28 protein-coding genes are annotated in these 24,931 nt (G+C 59.8%); 14 read left to right on the top strand and 14 right to left on the bottom strand.

Going from position 1 to position 24,931, the window contains the following annotated elements:
- Positions 1-46 precede the first annotated feature (46 nt).
- Entirely contained in the window at positions 47-991 is a 945-nt protein-coding gene (locus tag NDJ82_RS22870; protein ID WP_099585434.1) for an alpha/beta hydrolase, read from the bottom strand.
- Positions 992-1,202: 211 nt separating this feature from the next.
- Here NDJ82_RS22870 and fadD2 point away from each other — a divergent pair, with 211 nt between their 5' ends.
- Together fadD2 and fadD1 are read left to right on the top strand one after the other, a co-directional pair.
- Positions 1,203-2,891 carry a long-chain-fatty-acid--CoA ligase FadD2 gene (gene fadD2 / locus NDJ82_RS22865; RefSeq protein ID WP_099585433.1) on the top strand — a complete coding sequence of 563 codons (1,689 nt, stop codon included), beginning with the start codon at positions 1,203-1,205 and terminating at the stop codon, positions 2,889-2,891.
- 398 nt (positions 2,892-3,289) lie between these two features.
- Positions 3,290-4,981: a long-chain-fatty-acid--CoA ligase FadD1 gene (gene fadD1, locus NDJ82_RS22860; protein WP_099585432.1), complete on the top strand. Its 1,692-nt coding sequence runs from the start codon at positions 3,290-3,292 to the stop codon at positions 4,979-4,981.
- A gap of 129 nt (positions 4,982-5,110) precedes the next feature.
- Here the strand turns inward: fadD1 and NDJ82_RS22855 are convergent, their stop codons facing one another.
- On the bottom strand, positions 5,111-5,488 hold the full coding sequence (locus NDJ82_RS22855) for a hypothetical protein (RefSeq protein WP_099585431.1): 378 nt from the start codon (positions 5,486-5,488) through the stop codon (positions 5,111-5,113).
- 199 nt (positions 5,489-5,687) lie between these two features.
- Here NDJ82_RS22855 and NDJ82_RS22850 point away from each other — a divergent pair, with 199 nt between their 5' ends.
- The 3 genes from NDJ82_RS22850 to def all read left to right on the top strand — a co-directional run bounded on the left by NDJ82_RS22850 (position 5,688) and on the right by def (position 7,547).
- On the top strand, positions 5,688-5,873 hold the full coding sequence (locus tag NDJ82_RS22850) for a CsbD family protein (protein ID WP_099585430.1): 186 nt from the start codon (positions 5,688-5,690) through the stop codon (positions 5,871-5,873).
- A 181-nt stretch (positions 5,874-6,054) separates the two neighbouring features.
- Entirely contained in the window at positions 6,055-7,011 is a 957-nt protein-coding gene (locus tag NDJ82_RS22845) for a YihY/virulence factor BrkB family protein (protein ID WP_099585429.1), read from the top strand.
- Entirely contained in the window at positions 7,008-7,547 is a 540-nt protein-coding gene (def, locus tag NDJ82_RS22840) for a peptide deformylase (protein ID WP_159936917.1), read from the top strand. The genes NDJ82_RS22845 and def overlap by 4 nt, the downstream gene beginning before the upstream one ends.
- 138 nt (positions 7,548-7,685) lie before the next feature.
- On the opposite strand, the gene NDJ82_RS22835 is transcribed toward def, so the two are convergent.
- The 6 genes from NDJ82_RS22835 to gntR form a co-directional block, all read right to left on the bottom strand.
- The gene (locus NDJ82_RS22835; RefSeq protein ID WP_250926352.1) at positions 7,686-8,504 is read right to left on the bottom strand and encodes a class I SAM-dependent methyltransferase; all 819 of its coding nucleotides are present in this window, start codon (positions 8,502-8,504) and stop codon (positions 7,686-7,688) included.
- Between the two features lie 59 nt (positions 8,505-8,563).
- Positions 8,564-9,001, bottom strand: coding sequence for a GNAT family N-acetyltransferase (locus tag NDJ82_RS22830; protein WP_250926351.1), 438 nt, complete (start codon positions 8,999-9,001; stop codon positions 8,564-8,566).
- Positions 9,002-9,270: 269 nt separating this feature from the next.
- Positions 9,271-9,777 carry a hypothetical protein gene (locus NDJ82_RS22825; protein WP_250926350.1) on the bottom strand — a complete coding sequence of 169 codons (507 nt, stop codon included), beginning with the start codon at positions 9,775-9,777 and terminating at the stop codon, positions 9,271-9,273.
- Positions 9,778-9,953: 176 nt separating this feature from the next.
- Positions 9,954-10,586, bottom strand: coding sequence for a glutathione S-transferase family protein (locus NDJ82_RS22820; RefSeq protein ID WP_250926349.1), 633 nt, complete (start codon positions 10,584-10,586; stop codon positions 9,954-9,956).
- 92 nt (positions 10,587-10,678) lie between these two features.
- Positions 10,679-10,918 (bottom strand): DUF6124 family protein, encoded by a 240-nt coding sequence (locus NDJ82_RS22815; protein WP_250926348.1) that lies wholly within the window; start codon positions 10,916-10,918, stop codon positions 10,679-10,681.
- Positions 10,919-11,097: 179 nt separating this feature from the next.
- Positions 11,098-12,129: an HTH-type transcriptional regulator GntR gene (gene gntR, locus NDJ82_RS22810; RefSeq protein WP_160385037.1), complete on the bottom strand. Its 1,032-nt coding sequence runs from the start codon at positions 12,127-12,129 to the stop codon at positions 11,098-11,100.
- Between the two features lie 212 nt (positions 12,130-12,341).
- On the opposite strand from gntR, the gene NDJ82_RS22805 reads away from it, so the two are divergent.
- Positions 12,342-12,875 (top strand): gluconokinase, encoded by a 534-nt coding sequence (locus tag NDJ82_RS22805; protein WP_250926347.1) that lies wholly within the window; start codon positions 12,342-12,344, stop codon positions 12,873-12,875.
- Between the two features lie 84 nt (positions 12,876-12,959).
- Positions 12,960-14,312: a GntP family permease gene (locus NDJ82_RS22800; protein ID WP_099585421.1), complete on the top strand. Its 1,353-nt coding sequence runs from the start codon at positions 12,960-12,962 to the stop codon at positions 14,310-14,312.
- Positions 14,313-14,387: 75 nt separating this feature from the next.
- Here the strand turns inward: NDJ82_RS22800 and alaC are convergent, their stop codons facing one another.
- On the bottom strand, positions 14,388-15,605 hold the full coding sequence (gene alaC / locus NDJ82_RS22795) for an alanine transaminase (protein WP_250926346.1): 1,218 nt from the start codon (positions 15,603-15,605) through the stop codon (positions 14,388-14,390).
- Between the two features lie 195 nt (positions 15,606-15,800).
- Here alaC and NDJ82_RS22790 point away from each other — a divergent pair, with 195 nt between their 5' ends.
- On the top strand, positions 15,801-16,283 hold the full coding sequence (locus NDJ82_RS22790) for a GyrI-like domain-containing protein (protein WP_250926345.1): 483 nt from the start codon (positions 15,801-15,803) through the stop codon (positions 16,281-16,283).
- A 41-nt stretch (positions 16,284-16,324) separates the two neighbouring features.
- Here the strand turns inward: NDJ82_RS22790 and NDJ82_RS22785 are convergent, their stop codons facing one another.
- Complete coding sequence (locus tag NDJ82_RS22785; protein ID WP_191947369.1) at positions 16,325-17,494, bottom strand: delta-60 repeat domain-containing protein; 1,170 nt, start codon at positions 17,492-17,494, stop codon at positions 16,325-16,327.
- A gap of 131 nt (positions 17,495-17,625) precedes the next feature.
- Positions 17,626-18,135, bottom strand: a complete 510-nt coding sequence (locus tag NDJ82_RS22780; RefSeq protein WP_191947370.1) for a GNAT family N-acetyltransferase — start codon at positions 18,133-18,135, stop codon at positions 17,626-17,628.
- 145 nt (positions 18,136-18,280) lie between these two features.
- Here NDJ82_RS22780 and NDJ82_RS22775 point away from each other — a divergent pair, with 145 nt between their 5' ends.
- Genes NDJ82_RS22775 through NDJ82_RS22760 form a run of 4 tightly spaced genes read left to right on the top strand, consistent with a single transcriptional unit; the run spans position 18,281 to position 20,807 of the window.
- Complete coding sequence (locus NDJ82_RS22775; protein WP_191947371.1) at positions 18,281-18,685, top strand: YybH family protein; 405 nt, start codon at positions 18,281-18,283, stop codon at positions 18,683-18,685.
- 43 nt (positions 18,686-18,728) lie between these two features.
- Entirely contained in the window at positions 18,729-19,073 is a 345-nt protein-coding gene (locus NDJ82_RS22770; RefSeq protein WP_250926344.1) for a YciI family protein, read from the top strand.
- A gap of 34 nt (positions 19,074-19,107) precedes the next feature.
- Positions 19,108-19,584 carry an SRPBCC family protein gene (locus NDJ82_RS22765; protein ID WP_250926343.1) on the top strand — a complete coding sequence of 159 codons (477 nt, stop codon included), beginning with the start codon at positions 19,108-19,110 and terminating at the stop codon, positions 19,582-19,584.
- Complete coding sequence (locus NDJ82_RS22760; RefSeq protein ID WP_250926342.1) at positions 19,581-20,807, top strand: RNA polymerase sigma factor; 1,227 nt, start codon at positions 19,581-19,583, stop codon at positions 20,805-20,807. Before NDJ82_RS22765 ends, NDJ82_RS22760 begins: the two co-directional genes overlap by 4 nt.
- Before the next feature lie 26 nt (positions 20,808-20,833).
- Here the strand turns inward: NDJ82_RS22760 and NDJ82_RS22755 are convergent, their stop codons facing one another.
- On the bottom strand, positions 20,834-21,688 hold the full coding sequence (locus tag NDJ82_RS22755) for a LysR family transcriptional regulator (RefSeq protein ID WP_250926341.1): 855 nt from the start codon (positions 21,686-21,688) through the stop codon (positions 20,834-20,836).
- A gap of 88 nt (positions 21,689-21,776) precedes the next feature.
- Between NDJ82_RS22755 and NDJ82_RS22750 the strand changes: the two genes are divergently transcribed.
- Positions 21,777-22,289: a multidrug/biocide efflux PACE transporter gene (locus NDJ82_RS22750; protein WP_250926340.1), complete on the top strand. Its 513-nt coding sequence runs from the start codon at positions 21,777-21,779 to the stop codon at positions 22,287-22,289.
- Here NDJ82_RS22750 and NDJ82_RS22745 read toward each other — a convergent pair.
- A complete protein-coding gene (locus NDJ82_RS22745; RefSeq protein ID WP_250926339.1) occupies positions 22,188-22,946 on the bottom strand; it encodes an SDR family NAD(P)-dependent oxidoreductase in 759 nt (252 codons plus the stop codon). The two genes, NDJ82_RS22750 and NDJ82_RS22745, sit on opposite strands and share 102 nt — an antisense overlap.
- Before the next feature lie 108 nt (positions 22,947-23,054).
- Here NDJ82_RS22745 and NDJ82_RS22740 point away from each other — a divergent pair, with 108 nt between their 5' ends.
- The gene (locus NDJ82_RS22740) at positions 23,055-23,951 is read left to right on the top strand and encodes a LysR family transcriptional regulator (protein ID WP_250926338.1); all 897 of its coding nucleotides are present in this window, start codon (positions 23,055-23,057) and stop codon (positions 23,949-23,951) included.
- Here the strand turns inward: NDJ82_RS22740 and NDJ82_RS22735 are convergent.
- Entirely contained in the window at positions 23,948-24,865 is a 918-nt protein-coding gene (locus NDJ82_RS22735; protein WP_099585409.1) for a LysR family transcriptional regulator, read from the bottom strand. The genes NDJ82_RS22740 and NDJ82_RS22735 overlap by 4 nt on opposite strands.
- Between the last annotated feature and the right edge of the window lie 66 nt (positions 24,866-24,931).

The raw sequence follows: 24,931 nt of genomic DNA, 5'->3' as shown, positions 1-24,931 counted from the left end.
TCGGTAATTATCGGCCGATTTTAAACGGCTGATTTTAAAAGAAAAGTTATTCGCAGTGAGCCGGCCTGCGCAAGGTCAGGGCCTGGTCGAGCCACGTCAGTACATCCGCGATAACGGCATCGCGGTTGGTTTCGTTGAACACTTCGTGACGCGCCTGCGGGTAGATATTCAGTTGCAGATGCTGACAGCCGGCCTCACGCAGCGCATGGGCCAGGCTTTTGAGACGCTTGCCCTCACTCACCGGATCACATTCGCCGCCCATCACCAGGATCGGCAGCCCCGGATCGATCTGGACGAGATTGGACGCTTTGCTGATTTGCTGCAAGCCGCCCAGCAGGTCGATCCACAGTTGGTTGGTACACCGGAAGCCGCACAGTGGATCGTTGATGTACTTGTCCACTTCAGCCGGGTCACGGCTGAGCCAGTCGAACGCCGTGCGGTTGGGCTTGAATGCTTTGTTGAACGAGCCAAATGACAGGAACTCGATCAACGCACTGCGCCCGCGCGCGCCCTGGCGCAAACGCTCGGCCCGCGCGATCACCCGTGCGGCGCGGTACAGCGCCACCGGCTGGAAATTCGAACCACTGAGAATCGCCCCGTGCAGGCTGGCGCTGTGATGCAGCAGGTAGGCCTGGGCTATATAGCTGCCCATGCTGTGGCCCAGCAGGATGATCGGCAGCCCCGGTTGCTGCTGGCCGATGTGCTGATTGAGGCTGGCCAGGTCACCCACCACTTTGTTCCAGCCATCCTTTTCGGCGTAGAGCCCCAAGGTGCCTTCGTCGGCGGTGCGGCCGTGGCCACGCTGGTCCGGTGCATACACGCCATAGCCAGCGCCACATAACGCTTCGGCCAGCCGCGCATAACGCCCGCTGTGCTCAGCCATGCCGTGGGACAGCATGACCACGGCGTGAACCGGGCCTTCAGGCATCCACTGATTGACGTACAGGCGACTGCGGTCATTCGCGGTCAGCCAGAAGGTGCTGTGGTTCATGGCGCTTCCTTTCTTCAAGGTCTGCTCGGGGTCGTTGCAGTGTATAGCTCATCTGCCGAGGGCCGGGGTATCTGCCTACGCATCAGCGGCAAGATTCATACAATCAATGACACGATTTAGCGTATTTGCCTGTTTGGTCATAGCTGCTAACGTCCCCAAAGCTCCGCTTTTTTTAAGCGGCCGGACACACTCAGGTAAGGGGACAAGAATAATGCAACCTGGTTTCTGGAATGACAAACGCGCGGCGGGCGTTCCCAATGATATCGACCTCACGGCCTACAAGTCGGTGATCGAAGTCTTCGAACGCTCGTGCAAGACCTTCGCCGACCGTCCGGCCTTCAGCAACATGGGCGTCACCCTGACCTACGCCGAGCTTGAGCGCCAGAGTGCGGCGTTCGCCGGTTACCTGCAACAGCACACCGACCTCAAGCCCGGCGAGCGCATCGCCGTACAGATGCCCAACGTGCTGCATTACCCGATTGCCGTGTTCGGCGCCCTGCGCGCCGGGCTGATTGTGGTCAACACCAACCCGCTGTACACCCCGCGCGAGATGCGCCACCAGTTCAAGGACGCCGGCGTGCGTGCGCTGGTCTACCTCAACCTGTTCGGTGCGCGGGTGCAGGAGGTGTGCAGCGACACCGAGATCGACTACCTGATCGAAGCCAGGATGGGTGACTTCCTGCCCGCCGCCAAAGGCTGGCTGGTCAACACTGTGGTCGACAAGGTCAAGAAGATGGTCCCGGCCTACAGCCTGCCGCGTGCGGTGTCGTTCAAGCGTGCGCTGCGCATGGGCGCCGGCCTGGGGATCACGCGTCATCCGGTGACCCTCGATGACGTCGCCGTGCTGCAATACACCGGCGGCACCACCGGCCTGGCCAAGGGTGCGATGCTGACCCATGGCAACCTGGTGGCGAACATGCAGCAGGCCCGTGCGTGCATGTCCCAGGTTGGCGACGACGGCCACCCGTTGATCAAGGAAGGGCAGGAGGTGATGATCGCGCCGCTGCCGCTGTACCACATCTATGCCTTCACCGCGAACTGCATGTGCATGATGGTCACGGGTAACCACAACGTACTGATCACCAATCCACGGGACATCGGCGGGTTTATCAAGGAGCTGAAAAAGTGGCGCTTTACCGGGTTGCTGGGGCTTAACACACTGTTTGTGGCGTTGATGGACCATCCGGAATTCAAGACGCTGGACTTCTCCCACCTCAAACTCACCAACTCCGGTGGCACGGCACTGATCAAGGCCACAGCCGAACGCTGGCAGCAAATCACCGGCTGCACCATTGGCGAAGGCTACGGCCTGACAGAAACCTCGCCAGTGGCCAGCACCAACCCTTATGGCAACAAATCGCGCCTCGGCACCGTGGGCATCCCCGTGCCGGCTACCGCGATGAAAGTGATTGATGATGAAGGCGTCGAGTTGCCGCTGGGCGAACGCGGCGAGCTGTGCATCAAGGGCCCGCAGGTGATGAAGGGTTACTGGCAGCAGCCGGCTGCGACCGCCGAGACCCTGGACGCCGAGGGTTGGCTCAAGACTGGCGACATTGCGGTGATTGATGAGGACGGCTTTGTACGTATTGTCGACCGCAAGAAAGACCTGATCATCGTCTCGGGTTTCAACGTGTACCCCAACGAAATCGAAGACGTGGTGATGGCGCACCCGGCGGTAGCCAACTGTGCGGTGATCGGCGTACCGGACGAGCGCACGGGGGAGGCCGTGAAGCTGTTTGTGGTGGCGCGGGCCGAAGGCGTGAGCCTTGAAGAATTGAAGACCTACTGCAAGGCCAACTTCACGGGGTACAAGGTGCCCAAGCAGATTGTGTTGCGCGATTCGTTGCCGATGACGCCGGTGGGCAAGATCCTGCGGCGGGAGCTGCGCGACATCGCCTGATCTTGAATTGAAATGTAATTCAAATGTGGGAGGGGGCTTGCCCCCGATAGCAGAGTATCAGTCACTGCATCTGGTGACTGGTCCGCTGCCATCGGGGGCAAGCCCCCTCCCACATTTGTTTAATGTTGTTCTGGAAGCCTTGTTCCAGAGCCTTCTGCTGGGGATTTCAGCTACGATTAAAGTGTGACTAAATATTGTAGGATAGTCATGTTTATGACTGTCGAGCCCTCTTTAGGCTCTAGTCGGCCCTTGGCAAAGCTGCTACTCTCGGCGCGCTTTGTGACGTCTAGGCCTGCTTGAAAGCGCCAGATTCACCTTAAAAAAACATACACCAATAATAATCGCATCAAATGCGATGATGAATTCGCGTCGCTGACGTCGCTGAGGAGTGGGCTTCCATGAACGAAGACTTTTGGAAGGATAAGTACCCCGCCGGGATTGCTGCACAAATCAATCCAGACGAGTATCCGAATATTCAGGCGGTACTGAAGCAGTCCTGCCAGCGCTTCGCCAACAAACCGGCCTTCAGCAACCTGGGCAAGACAATCACCTACGGTGAATTGTACGAACTGTCCGGCGCCTTCGCCGCGTACCTGCAACAACACACCGACTTGAAGCCCGGCGATCGAATCGCTGTGCAACTGCCCAACGTCCTGCAATACCCGGTCGCGGTATTCGGCGCCATCCGCGCCGGCCTGATCGTGGTCAACACCAACCCGCTGTACACCGCGCGGGAAATGGAACACCAATTCAACGACTCCGGTGCCAAGGCCCTGGTCTGCCTGGCCAACATGGCCCACCTGGCGGAAAAGGTGGTGCCCAAGACCGCCGTCAAGCATGTGATCGTCACCGAAGTCGCCGACCTGTTGCCGCCGCTCAAGCGCCTGCTGGTCAACAGCGTCATCAAGTACGTGAAGAAAATGGTCCCGGCGTATCACTTGCCTCAGGCGATCAAGTTCAACGACGTGCTCGCCAAGGGCCACGGTCAACCGGTCAGCGACGCCAGCCCGGCCAGCAGCGACGTGGCCGTGTTGCAATACACCGGCGGCACCACCGGCGTGGCGAAGGGCGCGATGCTCACCCACCGCAACCTCGTCGCCAACATGTTGCAGTGCAAGGCGCTGATGGGCTCCAACCTCAACGAAGGCTGCGAGATCCTGATCACGCCGCTGCCGCTGTACCACATCTATGCCTTCACCTTTCATTGCATGGCGATGATGCTCATCGGCAACCACAACATCCTGATCAGCAACCCGCGCGACCTGCCTGCTATGGTCAAGGAGTTGTCGAAGTGGAAGTTCAGCGGTTTTGTCGGCCTGAACACGTTGTTCGTGGCGCTGTGCAACAACGAAGGCTTCCGCAAGCTGGACTTCTCCGCGCTGAAAGTCACCCTGTCGGGCGGCATGGCCCTGCAGCTGGCCGCCGCTGAGCGTTGGAAGGCCGTGACCGGCTGTGGCATCTGCGAAGGTTACGGCATGACCGAAACCAGCCCGGTAGCCACCGTCAACCCGATCCAGCATATCCAGATCGGTACCATTGGCATTCCGGTGCCGTCTACCGTGTGTAAAGTCATTGCCGACGACGGCACTGAGTTGGCGCTGGGTGAAACCGGCGAGCTGTGCGTCAAGGGCCCGCAAGTGATGAAGGGCTACTGGCAGCGCCAGGACGCCACCGACGAGATGCTCGACAGTGAAGGCTGGCTCAAGACCGGCGACATCGCGATCATCCAGCCGGACGGCTACATGCGCATTGTCGACCGCAAGAAGGACATGATCCTGGTCTCCGGTTTCAACGTGTACCCCAACGAGCTGGAAGACGTGCTGGCAGGCCTGCCGGGCGTGCTGCAATGCGCGGCCATCGGTGTGCCGGACGAAAAATCCGGGGAGATCATCAAGCTCTTCATCGTGGTCAAACCGGGGGCCACCCTCACCAAGGACCAGGTGATGGAGCACATGCGCGCCAACGTCACTGCCTACAAGGTGCCCAAGGCGGTGGAGTTCCGTGATGCATTGCCGACCACCAACGTGGGCAAGATCCTGCGTCGTGAGTTGCGTGATGAAGAACTGAAGAAGCTGGGCCTTAAAAAATAACCCGCCAAATAGAAATGCAATCCAATGTGGGAGGGGGCTTGCTCCCGATAGCACTGGTTCAGTCAACACATACTGTGACTGACCCACCGCCATCGGGGGCAAGCCCCCTCCCACATGTTTAACCGTGTTTTACAGCGCGAAATGCGCGAAGCTCACGTTAGCGCCTGATGGGCGCACGTCTTTCAAGAACGAATCCTTGTCTGCGCTCAGCTCCAACGTAATCTCCGGCTTGCGCTTGCCCGCATTGCGCACCACCAACCCTTCGATGTGCTCGCGCAGAAACGCCGTCGGCACCTTCAGGTGCAGCAACTGGTCAGTCTCGGCGTTGTGCATCAACAGGTGGATCCACTCGTACTGGCCGACGGCAATGCGGCCCAGCGGCAGGTCGAACCACCAGATATTGCGCTTGCGGTCCAGGTCGGTGAAGTGGCAGTTGTTGACGCCGAGTACGGCACCGCCCAGTTCGGTATTTCTGCGGGCAATGGCCTGTGCTTTATTGAGTTTCATAACCTTCCTACGGGATCTGTTATCCAGCGTTATAGCCTGAATGTGCCGGGCATTCTCGTGGGTTGGCTCCCAAACATAAAGCCAAACCTGCCGCTTTCGACGAAATGCCCGCCGAAAATAATTGAAACTCTGCCGAAGGGCCCCGGGTCAATCTCTAGGTAATCACCAAAACCCTTGATTGTTCTTTCGGAGAAACACCATGAGCAGCACATCGGATAAGGCAAAAGGCTTGGCGAACGAAGCGGTCGGCAATATCAAGCAAGGCGTCGGCAAAGTCACCGGCAACGACAAGCTGCAAGCGGAAGGTGTGATCCAGGAAAAGAAAGGCGAAGTGCAGAAAGCGGTCGGCGATACCAAAGATGCGGTAAAAAAAGCCACCAAGTAAGCCTGCGTCACTGGCTGTGTTCCTACAGCCCGGCGGCCATCCACGGATGGCCGTTTTTGTATCTGACGATGCAACTAAACTTTCGTAATTGTTTCAAAGTCGCCAAATGGGCTACTTTGATGTAGAAAACGGCCCCTGAGTCGCCCACGAACTTAACCTTTTTGCGGCGAAAGGAGACGCTATGATCTTTCCGGTTCTCGATGGTCTCAAGCTGCACAAAGTGCTGATACGCACCGTCAAGGAATTCGTCGACGACGAAATGCCCACCTACGCCTCGGCACTGGCCTACCAGATGCTGTTCTCGCTGTTTCCCTTCCTGCTGTTCCTGATTGCCCTGATCGGTTTCCTGCACTTGCCCGACTTTTTCACCTGGCTGCGCCTTCAGTCGGAACTGGTGTTGCCGCCCCAGGCCCTGGAGCAGGTCAACCCGGTGATTGACCAGTTGCAGCAATCCAAGGGCGGCCTGCTGTCGGTGGGTATCGTGATTGCGCTGTGGACTGCTTCGGCGGGCGTGCGGCTGATGATGAGTGCGATGAACGCGGCCTACGACGTGGTGGAAGGCCGGCCGATCTGGAAGCGTTTTCCGCTGTCGATTTTCTACACCGTGGGCATCGCCGGCATGCTGCTGGCCGCTGCTGCCTTGATGGTGCTCGGCCCACAAGTGATGGAATGGGTGGCGGGGCAGATCGGCATGCAGGAGTTCGTGGTCACCTTGTGGACCATTCTGCGCTGGCCGCTGATTGTGATTTTGCTGATGTTCGCCGTGGCCCTGATGTATTACGTGATGCCCGACGTCGAACAGAAATTCCGCTTTATCACCCCAGGTTCGGTACTCGCGGTGGTGGTCTGGATCGTGGCCTCACTGGGCTTTGGCTATTACGTCAAAACCTTCGCCGACTACAACGCCATGTATGGCAGTATCGGTGCGATCATCGTGTTGCTGCTCTATTTCTACATTTCCGCTGCTGTGCTGCTGCTCGGTGCGGAGATGAATGCGGTGATCGAACACATGTCGGCCGAGGGCAAGGATCCTGGTGCAAAAGAGTTCGACGAACCCGGCCACACCGATGAAAAACAGCATGTCTCTGGCCTCGGCCGTGACCACTCCAAGCCCACTCCCGTTGAGCCTGATCAATGATCCGTGAAATCCTGAAAATGGGCGACGAGCGCCTGCTGCGTATCGCGCCACCGGTCCCGCCGGAGATGTTCGACAGCCCCGAGCTGTGGCAATTGATCGATGACATGTTCCAGACCATGGAACACGTCGGCGGCGTAGGCCTGGCAGCGCCGCAGATTGGCGTCGACCTGCAATTGGTGATCTTCGGTTTCGAAGCCAGCGAACGTTACCCGGACGCGCCGCCGGTGCCGCAGACCATCCTGATCAACCCGTTGATCACGCCCCTCAGCCCCGTGCTGGAAGAGGGTTACGAAGGTTGCCTGTCGGTGCCCGGCCTGCGCGGTGCGGTGGATCGTTACCAGCAGATCCGCTACGAGGGTTTCGATCCCAAGGGCGAGCCGATCGTGCGCATTGCCGACGGTTTTCATGCGCGGGTGGTGCAGCACGAGTGCGATCACCTGATTGGCCGGTTGTATCCGTCGCGGATTACCGACTTCAGCAAGTTCGGGTTTATCGAAGTGATGTTTCCCGACATGGACCCCACAGCCGACGAATAGCCCCCAGACACACTGAAATCAAAAAATGTGGGAGGGGGCTTGCCCCCGATGGCAGTGTTTCAGCCACCTCATGCATCGGCTGACACTCTGCCATCGGGGGCAAGCCCCCTCCCACAGTTGATTGCATTTCAAATCAGGTTATTTGGCGGGTTTGACGAAGCGCAACGTCATCCGATCCGACTCGCCGATTGCCAGATACTTGGCCTTATCCTGTTCCCCCAGCTTCAACGCTGGCGGCAATGTCCACACCCCGTCCGGATAGTCCTTGGTGTCTTTCGGGTTGGCATTCACCTCGCTTTGCCCCTCCAGCCTGAAGCCCGCGTCGGTGGCCAGTTTCACCACATAGGCGGTGGTCAGGTAACCGCTGTGCTTGATGTCCTCCAGCGAGGCCCCATCCTTGGCGCGGTGATCCACGACGCCCAGCACGCCTCCAGGTTTGAGCACGTTGTAGAACGCCTTGAAGGTCGCCTCGTCGGTATTGGCCAGCACCCAGTTATGCACATTGCGGAAGGTGTACACGGCGTCCACTGAACCTGGTTTGCCGAACACCGGCGCCTTGGGATCGAACTCGACCACTTCGGCCTTGCCGTAATGCGTCGGGTCGGCGGCGAATTTCTTTTTCAGATTCTCTTCGGACGTACGCGCATAGGCGCTGCTGCTCGCGGCCTGCACCGCGGCGATGTAATGCCCGTGGTCCTTGAGTAATGGTGCCAGCACTTCGCTGTACCAGCCGCCGCCGGGGGTGATTTCGATCACGCGCTGTTTGGCGCCCAGACCGAAGAACTCCAAGGTCTGCTGCGGATGCCGGTACCCATCTCGGGTACTGTTGGCCGGATCGCGCCAACTGCCGGCGAGCACGCTGGCGTATTGCTGGGCATTGATCGGTGCATCGGCTGCCTGGCTCAAGGCCGGGGCGAGGAGGGCGGTAAGGGAGAGGGCTGCAAGCGTCGTTTTCATGATCATCCTGATAAGGGCCACTGTGCCGTCGAGGCTAGCATGGGCTCCGTACCCGCCGATCACACATTATCCGAGGTCGACCTCACCAACGGTTCTAAGCCCATGGCAATCATCGGTTTGTTGCGCTTGTAACGCACCAGCCGTTCGCTGAGAGATTGGGGCAGGAGCGTGTCCTGGCTGAACCCCATGCGCTGATACAGGCGTTCCAGGTCTGGATGGCACAACAGCCATACTGTGCCTTCCACTTCCGCCACTGCTTGATGCACCAAGCGCGCCGCCAACCTCTGGCCGCGATACGCCGGCGCCACAAACACCCCCGTCAGCCACTGACCGCCTATCACCGGCGTCAAGCACAAGCCGGCGACAATCTCGCCCTCGCGTACCACCCATAAACGTCCGCCTTTGAGCGCCTTCATCGACGAGTTGTGGCTGCGGTAAAACTTGTTCAGCAGCGGCCACAAAGGCTCTGCCAGCAGATCGATGGACAACTCAGTCATGGTGTTCAGACAGGCGTGATAAAGGGGCGGGGATTATAAACCCCTTCTGCCGGGTGATCGGTGTTATACCCAGTGCTACATCCCCTTTCAGTGGAGCACGCATCATGGCCAAAGGTATGGATTCAAAGAAAGCCGCGAAGAAAAAACCGGCAAAGACCGCCGATGAAAAACGCGCCGACAAGAAAACCAAGAAATCCGAGAGCGGCCTGTTCGGTCACTGATCACCGTCCAGCCCATGGATCTTCAGCGGCTTTTAACCCCTGTGCGGCTTAGATCGCTGCCAGGGTCTCTTTTACACTCTGCGCCGGATCAGTCGCCTTCGCCGCTACCTGCTGCTCTTGCTGCTGCTTCAGCCGCTCGGTCACTTGCTTGGAAATCGCGTCCTGTTTTTCCTGGGACATGTTCTGTACGTCCGCCTCGGTCAAACCCTGCTCCTTGAGCAATTGCTCACGGATGCGCTCGGCCGGGGATTTGCTCATGTACTCAGTGAATTCCGAGCGCGCGCCAGTGGTGGACGTGGTGGCGGGCGTTTCGGTCGAGGAGGCGGTGGCGGTCGTGGAGGCTTGCAACTGCACACGAGTCTTGGCAAAGGCTTCGTCGATGCGGTCGGTGGCTTTGTCCAGTTCCTTCTGCGCGACGGGCACGGTCACACTTTGTTGTGCGGCTTGCACGGCGCCGCTGTACAGCGCGCTGGCGGCGGCGTTGGCGGGGTCCATGTCGGGGCGCTTGAGCTGTTGGACGGTCGATATAGCTTGGGTGTTGTTGTTAACCAACATGATCGGTCACCTGGGAAAATAGACGGTGCGACAGCTGGAGCAAATAGCGTGCCGGGCGTAAAAGCCCAGGTTTTACTGGGGCTGGCCCAGCTGCAGCGGCAATGGCTGGCCCTCAACGGCCAGCCGTTGCCGCCTAAAGCGGGGGCGAATACATGCACAGCATCACGCGAATGTCCTCAATTGTGACCGTCGAGGGCGAAGGTCTGGAAGCCCGAGCGCTGTCTGAGGCGTTCGCAGTACGCCGCGATGGCGGGGTAGGGTGGGCGTTCCATCGGGGTCATCTGCCAGCGGTGCACCGAGAGGCCGATAAGGATGTCGGCGAGGGTGAATTCGTCGCCGGCGACGTAGGCATTTGTGCGAATAAGCTGCTGTTCCAGCATGCCCATCTTGTCGTTCCAGGCCTGTACGCCGGCGGCGAGGCGGTGCGGGTCCTGGTAGTCCGGGTGCTTGCGTACCAGCGCATGAAACGTATAGCCCCATGAAGGGTTGAGCTCGGTGGCCTGCCAGTCCATCCATTGCTCCACCCTGGCCCGTGGCGCGGGTTCGGCGGGCAAGAGGTCGTGGCGTTGGTAGAGGCTGACCAGGTAGCGGCAGATAGTGTTGGACTCCCACAACACGCCGTGGTCGTCGATCAATACCGGTATTTGCGCATTGGGGTTCAGGGCAAGGAATTCGGGGGATTGGGTGGGGGTGTAGCCGATGCCCCAATCTTCACGCACGTAGTCGATGCCCAGTTCGTGGCAGGTCCACAAGACTTTGCGCACATTGATCGACGAAGTACGGCCCAGAATCTTCAGTGAGTGTCCCATGGTGCTTCCCTTGCATTTGGAGAGCAGCCAATCTAGCAGGGGTCGCAATCGACGGCGATATTTCCAGGCGGGAGCGGTAAAAAATGCGGGTCTCAACAGCGCGGTGCGTGCTGGTCCATGGCCTTGCCAACCAGCAGGACCGAGAGCTCACTCAACTGATGAATAGCCAATGCCACATCACGCTGTTTTCCGCTGAGGTCATCGGACAGGTCAAGCAACAAGGTGCTGACCGAACATACGGTTTCGTAGCTGTTGATCAACAGTGTTTCGGTGGAGACATCGGGGATTACGGTGAAGAGCGTGCCTGATGGTTTTTCGACGGATTTCAGCATTTCAGTGCTCCTGGTCCAGGGAGTCCAAAGGTGGGCTTCTAAACCCGATCACCGAAACATTCAGCGACCGGTAAACCTTAGAGACCGCCACCCAGGCGCACAAGCCAGCTGATTCTGACGTAAGTGTAGGCAATCGGGCGTAGTGCTCACAGCAATGTCAGCCCGGTCCTACAAGCGTCCTACGTGCTTTCCCGCACCTGCAACTCAAACCCCATATCAACCACCGGCTTGGCGATCTTGTTGCCCGCCATGATCGTCAATAAATGCTCCGCCGCACGTCGACCAATCGCCTCACGTGGTGTGCTGATGCTGCTCAAGCGCGGCACCATAAAGGACGACGCGGGCAGGTCGTTGAAGCCCAGCACCGCCACGCGCTCTGGCACCTTGATGCCATGGCGCATGGCTTCGAGCAGCGCGCCCTGGGCCAAGTCATCGTTGCCGAAGAAAACTGCATCCACGTCCGGATGGGCAGCCAGTAACTGCAGGAACAACTCGCCGCCCAGGCCCACGGAGGAAGGACGCGGCGTCAGCAGTTCCAGCGCCGGGTCGTACATCCCCGCCTGTTGCAGGGCGCGGCGGAAGCCTTCGCCACGCAGCAGGGTGCGTTGGTCCAATTGTGCGCCGATGTAGGCCAGGCGCTTGCGGCCACGGGACAGCAAATGCGCCGCGGCTGTTTCGCCGGCGGCCAATTGCGAGAAGCCCACGCAGTTCACGCCTGCATTCGGGTCCAGGTCCATCATATAAACGCAGGGCACATTGCTCGCCTCGACCATTCGTCGGGCGCTTTCGGTGCGGTCGAAACCAGTCAGCAGCAAACCCCGTGGCTGGTAGGCCATGTAGTTGCGCAGCAGGTTTTCTTCTTCATCGCGGGAATAGTGAGAGTTGCCGATCAGCACTTCGAAGCCCTTGGGCCGCAGCACCTGGTGGATGGCTTCGAGGGTTTCGATAAACAGCAGGTTGGACAACGACGGCACCAATACCACCACCGAATGGCTCTGGGCCGAGGCCAGGGCGCGGGCGGCGGGGTTGACCACGTAGTTGAGTTCGGCGGCGGCCTGCTGCACTTTTTCTACCAGTTCAACGGCTACGGTGCTGATGCCGCGCAGCGCGCGTGAAGCGGTAATCGGGCTGACGCCAGCCAGACGGGCGACTTCGTTGAGGGTCGGGCGACCCGTAGTGCGCGTATTTTTATCGTTCTTAGAGGTCATCAGGCGGCTTGCCAAACAAAAATCGAGGCACTAAGGTAGCGCTGTCTCCAAATGGCTGCAAATTATTGAATGCTGGGTTGCCTGATCCGGTTCAAATGCTTGGAGCGGATGCACGCGTCACTCCATAAAAATGACAAGACGGCGCGGGAAAAGCCTGTTTTTGCACTAGCCCTACAGCGTGCAAAGGTAGCGCTATCTGCGTCCTGAGGTGTTTCATGAGTCAACCTGTTACTGCCCTGGTCATCATGGGTGTTGCCGGCTGTGGCAAGACCAGTGTCAGCGAGGCCCTGTGCCGGCTGAACGGCGCCACTGCGATTGAAGGCGACAGCTTTCACCCTGCCGCGAACATCGAAAAGATGAGCGCCGGCCACCCTCTCAACGACGACGACCGCGCCGGCTGGCTCGACATCCTGTGCGCTGAACTGCGCCGTTCGCTCAAAGCGGGTGAACATCCGGTGCTGACCTGTTCGGCGCTCAAGAAAAAATACCGCGACCACCTGCGCGAAGCCGCGCCGGGCCTGGGTTTCGTATTTCTTGAGCTGACCCGCGAAGTGGCCTCCGACCGTGTGTCCCATCGCCCCGGCCATTTCATGCCGGCAAGCTTGATCGACAGCCAGTTCGCCACCCTTGAATCGCCCAAGGGCGAGCCGCTGACCCTGGCCCTCAACGCCAGTGAAGACAGTGTCGAGGAACTGGCCGAGCAGACCAACGCCTGGTGGCTGCGACACGGTTTTGAACGAACCCAATAATTTTTTGCCGGAAAAGATAGCGCTATCCCCGGCGATAAATTGAATACCCGCTTTAATAACAACAACAAACAGGAGAGACCCCCCATGTTTGGCATGTCCCACGAGTCGTACCTGCTACTAGACGCAGTCGTCACTATCATCGGGTTGATCGTTCTGATCACCAAGTTCAAGGTCCACCCGTTCATCGCCCTGATCATCGCGGCCGGCTTCCTCGGCCTGACCTCGGGCATGCCCGTGGACAAGATCATCAAGGCCTTCCAGGACGGTTTCGGCGGGGTGCTCGGCTTTGTCGGCATCATCCTCGCGCTGGGCACCATGCTCGGCAAGATGATGGCCGAGTCTGGCGGCGCCGATCAGATCGCCCAAACCCTGATCCGCGCCTTTGGCAAAGAGAAGGTCCAGTGGGCCATGATGTTCGCCGCGTTCCTGGTGGGCATCCCGCTGTTCTTCGAGATCGGTTTTGTACTGCTGATCCCGCTGGTGTTCATCGTGGCGCGCCGCACCGGCGTGTCGCTGATCAAGATCGGCATCCCGCTGCTCGCCGGCCTGTCGGCAGTGCACGGCCTGGTGCCGCCGCACCCTGGCCCGTTACTGGCCATTGGCGTGTTTGGCGCGGACATCGGCAAGACCATCCTGTACGGCCTGATCGTCGCACTGCCGACCGCCATTATCGCCGGCCCGATCTTCGGTACGTTTATCGCCAAGTACATTCCGGGCAACCCGTCCCAGGAACTGGTCGATCAACTGGCCCGCGAGACTGATAACAAGTCGCTGCCGAGCTTCAGCGTCACCTTGATCACCGTGCTGCTGCCGGTGTTCCTGATGCTGCTCAAAACCTTCGCCGACATCGCGTTTGCCGAAGGCAATGTGGTACGCAACTGGATGGACATGATCGGTCACCCGATCAGTGCACTGCTGTTGGCGTTGCTGCTGTCGCTCTACACCTTTGGCACGCGCCAGGGCATCCACTCCAAGCAAATCCTCAAGCTGCTCGACGCCAGCCTCGCGCCGACCGCCGCAATCATCCTGATCATCGGTGCCGGTGGTGGCTTCAAGCAGATGCTGGTGACCAGCGGCGTGGGTGACGTGATCGGCCATATGGCGGTGAACGCGCAGATCAACCCGATCCTGCTGGCGTGGCTGGTGGCGGCGGTGATTCGTATCGCTACGGGTTCGGCGACGGTCGCCACCATCACGGGCGCGGGCATTGTGGTGCCGGTGGTGGGGATGATCCCAGGGGTCAACCGCGAGCTGCTGGTGTTGGCGACGGGGGCGGGTTCGTTGATCCTGTCGCACGTCAACGATGCAGGGTTCTGGCTGGTGAAGCAGTACTTCAACATGACCGTGGCCGAGACCTTCAAGACCTGGACGGCGATGGAGACCATCCTGTCGGTCGTGGCGCTGATCTTCATCATGTTGCTGTCGTTGGTGGTGTAAGCCACACCACCAGACAAATGTTGGAATGCAATCAAATGTGGGAGGGGGCAAGCCCCCTCCCACATTTTGATCGCGTCAAGCTATAGGTTTTTGCACCGCCCCATCCGCCCTGAACATCCCGCGAATCCCCCGCACCGCCTGGCGAATCCGGTCCTGGTTTTCGATCAGCGCAAAGCGCACATGGTCATCGCCATATTCGCCAAAACCAATCCCCGGCGACACACACACCTTCGCTTCCAGCAGCAGTTTCTTGGCAAATTCCAGCGAGCCCATGGCCGCGTACTGCTCGGGAATCTTCGCCCAGACGTACATCGACGCCTTGGGATTCTCCACCATCCAGCCCAATTCATGCAGGCCTTTGACCAGCACATTGCGGCGCTGGCGGTACTGCTCGGCGATGTCTTTCACGCACTGTTGATCGCCTTCCAGCGCAGCAATCGCCGCCACTTGCAGCGGGGTGAAGGTGCCGTAATCGTGGTAACTCTTGATCCGTGCCAAGGCGTTGACCAGTTCCGGGTTGCCGACCATGAAACCGATGCGCCAGCCGGCCATGTTGTAGCTCTTGGACAGGGTGAAAAACTCCACCGCAATGTCTTTGGCGCCGGGCACCTGCATGATCGACGGGGCTTTCCAGCCGTCGTAGACGATATCGGCGTAGGCCAAATCGTGGATCACCAGCACGTCGTACTGCTTGGCCAGCGCAATCACGCGCTCGAAGAAATCCAGTTCCACACATTGCGCGGTGGGGTTGGACGGGAAACCCAGAATCATCATCTTCGGCTTGGGGATCGAGCCGCGAATCGCCCGTTCCAGCTCGGCGAAGAAGTCCACGCCCGGCACCAGCGGCACCGAACGCACTTGGGCGCCGGCAATCACGGCACCGTAGATGTGAATCGGGTAGCTCGGGTTGGGGACCAGCACGGTATCGCCTTGGTCCAGGGTGGCCAGCATCAAGTGCGCCAGGCCTTCCTTGGAACCGATGGTCACGATGGCTTCCGACTCGGGATCGATGTCCACTTCATAACGGTCTTTGTACCAGCGCGAAATCGCCCGGCGCAGACGCGGAATGCCTTTGGACGTGGAGTAACCGTGAGTGTCTTCACGCTGGGCGACTTGTACGAGTTTCTCGACAATGTGCGGCGGCGTGGCGCCGTCGGGGTTGCCCATGCTCAAGTCGATGATGTCTTCGCCGCGCCGACGCGCAGCCATCTTCAGCTCGGCAGTGATATTGAAAACATAAGGGGGGAGTCGATCTATGCGCGCAAAGCGGCGCGGCGAACCTTGGTCGGCCATTGTTGCCTCGAAGTACGTAAGCGCCCGGAACCGTCCGAGCGACGTCGGCCACTGCGGTGGCCTGCGGGGCAGACAATACGACCCGTGATGGCCAGTTGTCCAGATGTGTAGGAAAATTTTCTGCGTGGAGCGAAGCCTGGATATGCCCCTATACTCGATGCGGGTTTGTTCCCTTATAAGAAGGAGACTGTTCGTATGGATCAGCAGACAAAACAACCGTTAGAGCCACGCATGGAAGCAGGCAAGGCGCTGGTAATCGCAGGGGTGAAGGGGCGTTATTCCAAGGCGACGGTGGGCGATATTCCCAGGTTGTGGGAACTGTTCGACACCTGCATCAAGGACATCAAAAAGCGTATCGGCGGGGTGACCTACGGCGTTTGCCATAACCCCCAGCACGGCGAATTCGACTACATGGCCGGCGTGGAAGTCCCCGGCAAAAGCGACGTGCCGAGCAACTTCGAAGTAATCGAAATTCCACCGCTCAACTACGCCGTGTTCGCGCATTCCGGCCCGGTGCAGGCGTTGGAACAGACCTACGAGCGCATCATGTTCGAGTGGTTGCCGCACTCGGGCTACAAGGTAATGGGGGCGGATTTCGAGCGCTACAGCGCGGATTTTGATGCGAGGAAAGGCACGGGAACAGTGGAGATCTGGCTGCCGGTAGGCCCCAAGGCCTGAAACAACACGACTGAGCTGCAGGGGCAGCTCAGTCGCAACCTTTACTGACTGAGCAGTCTCCCAATAAAGGATGATTGTTGAATGCTCAAAATACCGCTGCTTTGCAGGGTTTTGCTGAAGGTTACCCACTCCACCAGGTTAATGTTGCTGGGTTCAGGCCTTCCGCCTGCGTTCCACGCCTCAGCAATGCCTTCCTGGCCGAAAGTGGTATCCAATGTACCAGTCGGGGTGTATCTGATCAGGTTGACCAGACTGCTGTTTGAGTTGCGGGCCAACACCACAATTTTTTCGTCGGGCTGCACCAGTACGCTGGCATAGCTACCATGACTGGTGTTGCTTTCCAGAGGTTTCCCTCCATTGAAGGGGGGATTGGGTTGGCCACTGGCGAGCAGAACCGCGACGAAGTTCATCAGGTGCGGAGTGCTGAAACTGCCACCCACCACAACAATCTGGCCATCTTGCCCTCCGGCCAGTGCAGCGACTTGTTTGTCCTCATTGTTTGTGAACTGCAATTCGACCAGGCCATTACTACCAAAACGGCTGTTCAGTTCACCGTTATGCAGGAGCCCCACAATATGGGCCTTCTGCGCACTGGAACCCGCAGCAACAAAACCACTGTCGGTGACCAGCACGCTATCAAGGCGGGTATTACGTGCTTCAATCGGGCCATTATTTCCGAAGTTGCTTGGATGGCCGCTGCGGTCGAGTTGGTAAAAAAAACTGGTTTGACTGTCATTGAACACCGCAAGGATATGCCCAGTCGGTTGCACTGCTATGCCGCCTCTCATTACCAAATTCGGCTTGAACGATTTATCCAGCTTCGTTGTACCTTTATTGCCAAATGACTGGTCCACGTCGCCATTGTGCACATTGAATCGGGTAATGCATGCGGCGTGTTCGTCACCTTGAGCACTTAATAACAGGGGTTTTCCATCGGGCTGGAGGAGCAGGTCCACCAGAACGATGATGTCTGGGGCCAAGGTGGTCCACGTTCCGTAATTTATATCCGGCGTACCCGTGGGGGTGTATTTCCTGACTGAGATAAGTTTTGCTTCATCAGTGACAGTGATGCCCACCGTAAGGGTAGAACCATCGCTCAGGACACGTGACAACCCACCGGAGGATGTTGCGATTACCTGGCCTTCTTTGCCGAAATTAGGGTCTGGGGCGCCTGGGGTATTTATCTGTTTTTCGCTGGATGGGCTGCTCATGGCTGTTCTCCTTACGGGAAGTTGAGAGTCTCCACACCTGCTCCGGAAAACCTTGAGCGACAACGTTGGTGCTCCAGTAAAAAACAATGAACAGCACCTGTATAGCTGTGAAATCTAACAGTAGGCAGCGCTCAATCAGATGCCAGGTTTCCTTTGACAAACGCCAGAATAAGCCGCCGCTCAAATCCAACCCGCGCTTTATACGCCTCCCCGTGGTCCTCCCATCCCGCGCCCAGATACAAGCCCATCGCCGCCACATTCTCCCTGTCCACCGACAACTCCAGCCCCTTGATCTGCGGCCACGTCTCAAGCGCTACCGCCGGCAGCGCCTGCAAACACGCTTTACCAAACCCCATGCCCTGTTGCCGCCGATCCACCTGCAGCGCATGCAGCGTGGCGCTGTGTTCATCCGCCCAATGGGGCAGGCAGGGCGGGCGTTTGAGCAAAAGGAAGGCGACCGGGATGTCATCGGCCAGCAGGGCAAAGCCTTTGACGCCAGGGCTGGGCTTGGCCAGCAGCGAATTGAGCGCGCAATACATGTCGCCGCAAAACGGCAGTTGCTCAGGGTGGACTTCGATGGCGCTGACTTGCTGTTGTTGCACGGCATTCAGCGCCTCATAGGCGACAAGACAGGTTTGCATCGGAACGTCCGAACGGCTGCAAATAAGGGCGCAGTCTATCGGGTTTACCGAAGGCGAAATTATTTTTCAGTGGGCTGTCGATTTGCTCCGAGCACGTTCGACCAAGGGTGTCTTCGATGATTTTTGCACCCCAAGGAGTATCGCCATGAGCACTGCAATCAATACCCTGATCGAACAATGGAAACAGGCCGTCATCGGGGCGGATATCGATAAAATTGTCAGCTTTTACGCCGACGATATCGTCTCGTTCGACGCCGTCACCGCCCTGCAATTCAAAGGCAAGGCGGCCTACCGCGCACACTGGGAGGAATGCATGAAGCATTGTCCTGGCCCCGGCATTTTCGAGTTCCACGAACTGCGCATTGTTGAGGCCCAGGACAGCGCCTTCGCCCACTGGCTGGCGCACTGCGGCGGTGCAGACAAGGCGTGCTGGATGCGCGTCACCGCAGGTTACCAGCGCTTCAGTGGCGAATGGAAGGTGGTGCATGAGCACTGGTCGGCCCCCTTCGACATGCAAAGCGGCGCTGCGCTGTTCGACCTGAAACCTTGAGCGTCGCGAACTATAGTCAGTAGTTGCTAAAACGGAGAACGCCATGAAATACCTGTGCCTGATCTACAGCAACGAACAGGTGTTGCACACCTTGCCTGACAGCCCGGCCGACCCGGAGTGCCTTGCCTACGCCAAGTCCGTGCAGGCCAGTGGCCGCATGCTCGCCGCCGAGCCGCTGGAGTCGGTGACCACCGCCACCACGGTGCGCATGCGCAACGGCAAGCTGTCGATCACCGACGGGCCGTTTGCCGAAACCAAGGAGCAGCTCGCCGGGTTTTACCTGATCGAAGCCCGTGACTTGAACGACGCGATCCAGGTGGCCGGTGGCATTCCGGCCGCCAGGGTCGGTAGTGTCGAAGTACGCCCCGTGCGTGAATTGAATCTCTGACAACAACAAAACCACTACTCAGGAGGTTTATCCCATGTCCCAGCAACCTGCCGAATTTGAACTGTCCATCAGCCGCTTGATCGATGCCCCGCGCAGCCGGGTGTTCCGCGCCTGGACCGAGCCCGCCTTGCTGCAACAATGGTGGGGCCCCCACGGCATGACCACCCCCGAGTGCGAAATGAACCTGTGGGTCGGCGGACTGTTTCGCACCCTGATGCGCGCACCGGATGGCAGTGAGTACCCGACCCAAGGCGTGTTCCTGGAGATCGACGCGCCCAATCGCCTGGTGTTCACCGATGCCTTCCTGCCGGGCTGGATCCCGTCGGGCAAGCCGTTCATGAGCGCCGAAGTGACCTTTGAAGAACAGGCCGGCAAAACCCTCTACACCGCCCGCGCCATGCATTGGAATGCCGAAGACAAACACGCCCACGAAGCCATGGGGTTCCATGATGGCTGGGGCCAGAGCCTGGACCGCTTAGTGCAACTGGTGACCGAAGAGATGCGCGATTGACGCCGCAGATCGAGGCGATCTACCGCAGCGAATCGCGGCGTGTGCTCGCCACCCTGATCCGCCTGCTCGGCGATTTCGACCTCGCCGAAGAAGCCTTGCACGAGGCGTTCTTCGTCGCGGTCGAGCGCTGGCCGCACGACGGCGTGCCGAGCCATCCACGGGCCTGGCTGGTGTCAACCGGGCGCTTCAAGGCCATCGACCGCCTGCGCCGCCAGGCACGGTTTACCCCGTTATTGCAGGCGCAGGCCGACGCATTGGAGGCCGCTGATTGGAGCGATGAGGATGTGAAAGACGACCGCCTGCGCCTGATCTTCACCTGCTGTCACCCGGCGCTGGCGGCCGATGCCCAGGCGGCGCTGACCTTGCGTGAGATCTGCGACCTCACCACGGAGGAAATCGCCCGGGCTTTCCTGGCTACGCCCGCCACCATTGCCCAGCGCATCGTGCGGGCCAAGGGCAAGATCCGTGAGGCCGGAATTCCCTATCAAGTGCCATCACTGGCCGAATTGCCCGAGCGCCTCGATAGCGTGCTGCGGGTGATCTACCTGGTATTCAACGAGGGCTATTCGGCGTCCATCGGCGCAGACCTCACCCGCGAGGACTTAACCCGCGAAGCCATTCGCCTGGCCCGCTTGCTCATGGAGTTGCTGCCCGAGCCGGAAGTGAAGGGCCTGCTGGCGCTGATGCTGCTGCACCAATCGCGGCGGGCGGCGCGCACCTCGGCCAGCGGCGAACTGGTGTTGCTGGAGAAACAGGATCGTTCCCTGTGGGACAAGTCCTTGATCGCTGAAGGCTGCACGCTGGTGGAACAGGCGCTTACCACACAACGCTTTGGGCCGTATTGCCTGCAAGCCGCGATTGCCGCAGTGCATGCCGAAGCGCCTAGCGCCGGGGCGACCGATTGGCCGCAGATTGTCGGGCTCTACGACGTATTGCTCTGGGCGTGGCCGTCGCCGGTGATTGAGCTCAACCGTGCCGTTGCCGTAGCCATGCGCGATGGCCCGCTGGCGGGATTACAGGAGGTGGAGGCGATTCTGGCGCGGGGCGAGTTGCTGGATTACCACCTCGCGCATTCGGCGCGGGGCGAGTTTTGTCGGCGCTTGGGGCGGGGCGAAGACGCGCGCGTCGCCTACGAAAAAGCCCTGTCCCTGACCCAGCAGATCCCCGAAAAACGCTTCCTCGAAAGCCGCCTGGCCGAACTCGAATCTTCCTCCCGGCATTAATCTCCAGTGTCGCCAGGGCGGGTTCGTCACTCCAGCATCTTGCCCAACAACCAACTCCCCGCCGGCCCCGGTGGGTGGTGGCGTGACCACAGTGCATCGACGGCCACCGAGCGCGGCCAACCACGCGCTTTGAGCTCCACCAACTGGCCTGCGTCAAACCGCTCTACCAGCCAGCGCGGCAGGGGCGCCCAGCCGAAACCCAGCTGCGCCATCTCCATCAGCATCAGGTAACTGGGGGCTGACCATACGAGGCCGCTGGCGCGGGTTTCATTCGGGTTGATGATGCTGGCCAGGCGCAGTTCGCGGTGTTGCTGCAAGGTATCAGCGGGAATGCTGTCCAGTCGGGCCAACGGGTGGCTGGGCGCCACATACAGCGCGATTTCGGTGCGCTCTTCCACCGGTGCGCCGGTGAGGTCGGGCGGATAGGTGTCTTGTTGTTCGATAAACGCAATCTGCGCCCGGCCGCTCTGTACCAGGGCGATCAAGTCTTCGCATTCGGCAATCAGGCATTCAAGTTCAAGGTCCGGGTAGCGCTCGTCGAACGACCGCAGGGCGATCTCGAAGCGGTCCGACTGGTAGGTATCGGACATGGCGATGGTCAGCTTCGGCTCCAAGCCTTGAGCCAACTGGCTCGCCGCCAGCTCCAGGCGGCTGCTGGCCTCCAGCACCTGCTCGGCCCGTTGCAGCAATACGTGGCCGGCCTGGGTCAGCGTCGGCTTGCGGCTGCTGCGATCAAACAGCACCACATCCAAGTCAATCTCCAGGCTGGCGACTGCCGCACTGACTGTGGATTGGCTTTTGCCCAGCTTGCGCGCCGCCGCCGAAAACGAGCCTTGGGTGGCCGCCTGGACAAACGCCTGCAGCACTTCATTGGAGGCCATGACTATCGCCTTGATCGATGGTTATTGGTTATGAAGTATCGAGTCAAAGGGTAATGATGGCAACCATCCTCACTCACGGAGACGGCTCATGAGCCCTACCAAATCCCTCACCGAACGCGTTTGCCAGGCCATTGGTTTCGAGGCCCTGGCGTTGTTGATCTGCACCCCGCTGCTGGCGTGGATCATGGACAAACCCGCCCTGGAAATGGGCATGGTCACCCTGGCGATCAGCCTGATGGCGTTGACCTGGAACGTGATCTTCAACGGCCTGTTCGACCGCCTCAAGGCACGCCTGCAACTGGCCAACAACGGCTGGACCCGCGTGCTGCACGCGCTGATGTTTGAAGGAGGCCTGATCCTGGTGTGCGTCCCGCTGATTGCGGCGTGGCTGAATATCAGCCTGATGCAGGCGTTTATCCTCGACATAGGTGTGCTGCTGTTCTTCCTGCCGTACACCTATGTGTATCACTGGGCCTATGACGTAGTGCGCGACAAGCTCCTACAGAAACATACCGCCCGACGCCTCGATGCGTTGCCCGGTGATCCAGTGGCTGCCGTCTGCCAGCAGGCTGGCAATCGCACCACCGATATCGTCCGGTAAGCCGGCGCGGCCCAGGGCGGTGTTGTTCGCGACCATCGCGTTGAGGTTGGCGTTGTCACGCACGGCGCCGCCGCTGAAGTCGGTTTCAATCGCACCCGGGGCCAGGATGTTGACGCTGATCCCGCGCCCACCCAGCTCTTTGGCCTGGTAGCGGGTCAGCACTTCCATCGCGCCTTTCATCGCCGCGTAGGCGGCATAGCCTGGCAGGCTGAAACGCGCCAGGCCACTGGAGACATTGAGGATGCGGCCGCCGTCACGGATCAACGGCAACAGCTTCTGCGTCAGGAAAAACGGGCCCTTGAATTGGATCGCCACCAGTTGGTCGAACTGGGCTTCGGTGGTCTCGGCAAAACTGGCGTGAATGCCAATCCCGGCGTTGTTGATCAGAAAGTCGAAGTGTTCCCGTGCGAAAACATCCTTGAGCACGCCGGCAACGTCGCCGACAAAACCTTCGAACGTCGCGCTTTGGCTTACGTCCAGTTGCAGCATGGCGGCGCGGCCACCCAATTGTTCGATGTCGGCCACCAATGCCTGCGCCTCGTCGGCCTTGCTGTGATAAGTGCCAATGATGTCCACGCCTTGCGCCGCCAGGTGCAAAGCGGCGTTTCTACCCAAGCCACGGCTGGCGCCGGTGATCAATGCGATTTTACGGGTCATGGTGCAGTCCTCTTCAGATGTGAGCGTGGGATTGAGTGTATTTGTCCGCCGCTAACGTGATAAACAGGGCTAGGCCGGAATCACTGGCCGGATAAGGCGAACAATCCCATGAACAAACTTGAACTGCTGCGCACCTTCGTGCGGGTCACCGAACTGTCGAGTTTCACCCAGGCGGGCGAGCGCCTGGGGCTGCCGCGCTCCACCGTGTCCGAGCATGTGCAGGCGTTGGAAGAACTGCTCGGCGCGCGCCTGTTACAGCGCACCACACGCAAGGTGCAGGCGACCCAGGACGGGCGGGTGTTGTACGAGCGCAGCAAGGATCTGCTCGCGCATATGGAGGAGCTGGAAGGGCTGTTTCGTCAGGACGAAGCGCAACTGAGCGGGCGCGTCCGCGTCGATATGCCCAACGTGATGGCACGTGACCTGATACTGCCGCGCCTGCCGCAGTTCATGGACGCACACCCGCTGATCGAGCTGGAAATCAGCACCACCGACCGTCAGGTGGACCTGCTCGCTGAAGGCTTCGATTGCGTATTGCGCGTGGGCGCGCAGCCCGACCAGACGGTGGTGGCGCGGTTGCTGTGCAGCATGCCGATGATCAACTGCGTAAGTGCCACCTACCTGCAACGGTTTGGTGTGCCGCAGACATTGGCCGACCTGGCCGACCACCATCTGGTGCACTACGTGCGGCCGTTGGGTTCGCGCTCGGCGGGGTTCGAATACCAGCAGGGCAACAAGGTGCAGCGCATTCCCATGGCTGGGCGGATCACAGTCAACAGCACCGATGGCTACAAGTCAGCGTGCCTGGGTGGCTTCGGGATTATCCAGGTACCGGCCCTGGGCATGGGCGATGAGTTGGCCAGCGGTGAGTTGGTCGCGATACTGCCGGACTACCCGGCACCGTCGCTGGATGTGTCGCTGCTTTACGCGGGGCAACGGCATTTACCGTTGCGGGTGCGCGTGTTTATGGATTGGCTGGCGGATACGTTGCAGGCACAGCTTTAACGCCTTGCCGACAACTGCTGCGGTGCCAGGAACGCATCGTGAAAGTAATCCCGGAACGCCTGCATCGCCGGCGTAAATGCCCGCTCGCGGTGCCATGCCAGGCCGACACTCATGGGCGTGACCGGGTCGGTGACCGTCAGGGTTTCGATGCGCTTGCCTTCCAGTGACCAAGGGCGGTGCACCAGGTCCGACAGAATCGCCACGCCGCTGCCATTGGCGACCATGCTGCGCACCGCTTCCACCGAGCTGGTGCGCAGCCGCACCTTGGGCGCTTGCCCTGCCTGCTCCCAGTAGCGCATGGCGCTGTGTTCGGCTTCATCGACGGTCAGCAGAATGTAGGGTTCCTGGGCCACATCGGCCAGGCTCACGGCGCCGCGTTCGCACAACGGATGATGGCTGGGCAGCCACAGGCGACGTTCCGAGTTGAACAGAATCTCGGAAACGATCGCGGGGTGAGTCAGGTTGGCGGTAAGCACCACGGCCATGTCGAACTGGCCGTCGAGCAGGCCTTGCTCGATGGCCTGGCGCTCCTGCTCGAAGACCTCGATGGTCACGTCCGGGTGCCAGTGCTCCATGCGCTGCAAGTGATGGGGCAGGAAGTAACCGAGCACCGTGTAACTGGCCGCCACCCGCAGCACACCGCTGGCGCGATAGTCGGGCAATGGGCTGTTCAGCGCATCGTCCACACTGCGCGCAATCACATAGGCGCGGTTGAGAAAATGCCGCCCGGCGTCGGTCAGGTTCATGCCCTGGGCCGAGCGCACAAACAGCTGCACGCCGAGCATCGCTTCCAGCTCCTTGATCGCCGTAGTCACCGCTGACTGGGAGATATTCAGGTGGAGCGCCGCCTGGGAAATCTGGCCGATCTCGGCGGTGGCGACGAAGTAGCGGATTTGGCGCAAGGTGAGGGACATCTGCCTCTCCAATACCTAGGATTATCTGATTTTCAGAAGACAGGGCATCTGATAATAGATCTTCCC

This window comes from Pseudomonas sp. SR18 (assembly GCF_023701505.1).
GTDB classification, from domain to species: Bacteria; Pseudomonadota; Gammaproteobacteria; order Pseudomonadales; family Pseudomonadaceae; genus Aquipseudomonas; species Aquipseudomonas cyclaminis.
The sequence above is the reverse complement of the archived record's forward strand: the minus strand, read 5'-3'. Positions and strand labels throughout refer to the sequence as shown.

Excerpts from the sequence above, each read along its gene's own strand:
- NDJ82_RS22800 (WP_099585421.1), top strand. The coding sequence starts at position 12,960 with ATGTTTGGCATGTCCCACGAGTCGTACCTGCTACTAGACGCAGTCGTC.
- NDJ82_RS22815 (WP_250926348.1), bottom strand. The coding sequence starts at position 10,918 with ATGCTGAAATCCGTCGAAAAACCATCAGGCACGCTCTTCACCGTAATC.
- NDJ82_RS22845 (WP_099585429.1), top strand. The coding sequence starts at position 6,055 with ATGATCTTTCCGGTTCTCGATGGTCTCAAGCTGCACAAAGTGCTGATA.
- NDJ82_RS22825 (WP_250926350.1), bottom strand. The coding sequence starts at position 9,777 with ATGTTGGTTAACAACAACACCCAAGCTATATCGACCGTCCAACAGCTC.
- NDJ82_RS22780 (WP_191947370.1), bottom strand. The coding sequence starts at position 18,135 with ATGCAAACCTGTCTTGTCGCCTATGAGGCGCTGAATGCCGTGCAACAA.
- NDJ82_RS22870 (WP_099585434.1), bottom strand. The coding sequence starts at position 991 with ATGAACCACAGCACCTTCTGGCTGACCGCGAATGACCGCAGTCGCCTG.
- alaC (WP_250926346.1), bottom strand. The coding sequence starts at position 15,605 with ATGGCCGACCAAGGTTCGCCGCGCCGCTTTGCGCGCATAGATCGACTC.
- NDJ82_RS22735 (WP_099585409.1), bottom strand. The coding sequence starts at position 24,865 with ATGTCCCTCACCTTGCGCCAAATCCGCTACTTCGTCGCCACCGCCGAG.
- NDJ82_RS22785 (WP_191947369.1), bottom strand. The coding sequence starts at position 17,494 with ATGAGCAGCCCATCCAGCGAAAAACAGATAAATACCCCAGGCGCCCCA.
- NDJ82_RS22835 (WP_250926352.1), bottom strand. The coding sequence starts at position 8,504 with ATGAAAACGACGCTTGCAGCCCTCTCCCTTACCGCCCTCCTCGCCCCG.
- NDJ82_RS22750 (WP_250926340.1), top strand. The coding sequence starts at position 21,777 with ATGAGCCCTACCAAATCCCTCACCGAACGCGTTTGCCAGGCCATTGGT.
- NDJ82_RS22755 (WP_250926341.1), bottom strand. The coding sequence starts at position 21,688 with ATGGCCTCCAATGAAGTGCTGCAGGCGTTTGTCCAGGCGGCCACCCAA.
- NDJ82_RS22855 (WP_099585431.1), bottom strand. The coding sequence starts at position 5,488 with ATGAAACTCAATAAAGCACAGGCCATTGCCCGCAGAAATACCGAACTG.
- NDJ82_RS22830 (WP_250926351.1), bottom strand. The coding sequence starts at position 9,001 with ATGACTGAGTTGTCCATCGATCTGCTGGCAGAGCCTTTGTGGCCGCTG.
- NDJ82_RS22775 (WP_191947371.1), top strand. The coding sequence starts at position 18,281 with ATGAGCACTGCAATCAATACCCTGATCGAACAATGGAAACAGGCCGTC.
- NDJ82_RS22850 (WP_099585430.1), top strand. The coding sequence starts at position 5,688 with ATGAGCAGCACATCGGATAAGGCAAAAGGCTTGGCGAACGAAGCGGTC.
- NDJ82_RS22745 (WP_250926339.1), bottom strand. The coding sequence starts at position 22,946 with ATGACCCGTAAAATCGCATTGATCACCGGCGCCAGCCGTGGCTTGGGT.
- NDJ82_RS22740 (WP_250926338.1), top strand. The coding sequence starts at position 23,055 with ATGAACAAACTTGAACTGCTGCGCACCTTCGTGCGGGTCACCGAACTG.
- def (WP_159936917.1), top strand. The coding sequence starts at position 7,008 with ATGATCCGTGAAATCCTGAAAATGGGCGACGAGCGCCTGCTGCGTATC.
- NDJ82_RS22790 (WP_250926345.1), top strand. The coding sequence starts at position 15,801 with ATGGATCAGCAGACAAAACAACCGTTAGAGCCACGCATGGAAGCAGGC.
- fadD1 (WP_099585432.1), top strand. The coding sequence starts at position 3,290 with ATGAACGAAGACTTTTGGAAGGATAAGTACCCCGCCGGGATTGCTGCA.
- fadD2 (WP_099585433.1), top strand. The coding sequence starts at position 1,203 with ATGCAACCTGGTTTCTGGAATGACAAACGCGCGGCGGGCGTTCCCAAT.
- NDJ82_RS22805 (WP_250926347.1), top strand. The coding sequence starts at position 12,342 with ATGAGTCAACCTGTTACTGCCCTGGTCATCATGGGTGTTGCCGGCTGT.
- NDJ82_RS22770 (WP_250926344.1), top strand. The coding sequence starts at position 18,729 with ATGAAATACCTGTGCCTGATCTACAGCAACGAACAGGTGTTGCACACC.
- NDJ82_RS22765 (WP_250926343.1), top strand. The coding sequence starts at position 19,108 with ATGTCCCAGCAACCTGCCGAATTTGAACTGTCCATCAGCCGCTTGATC.
- NDJ82_RS22820 (WP_250926349.1), bottom strand. The coding sequence starts at position 10,586 with ATGGGACACTCACTGAAGATTCTGGGCCGTACTTCGTCGATCAATGTG.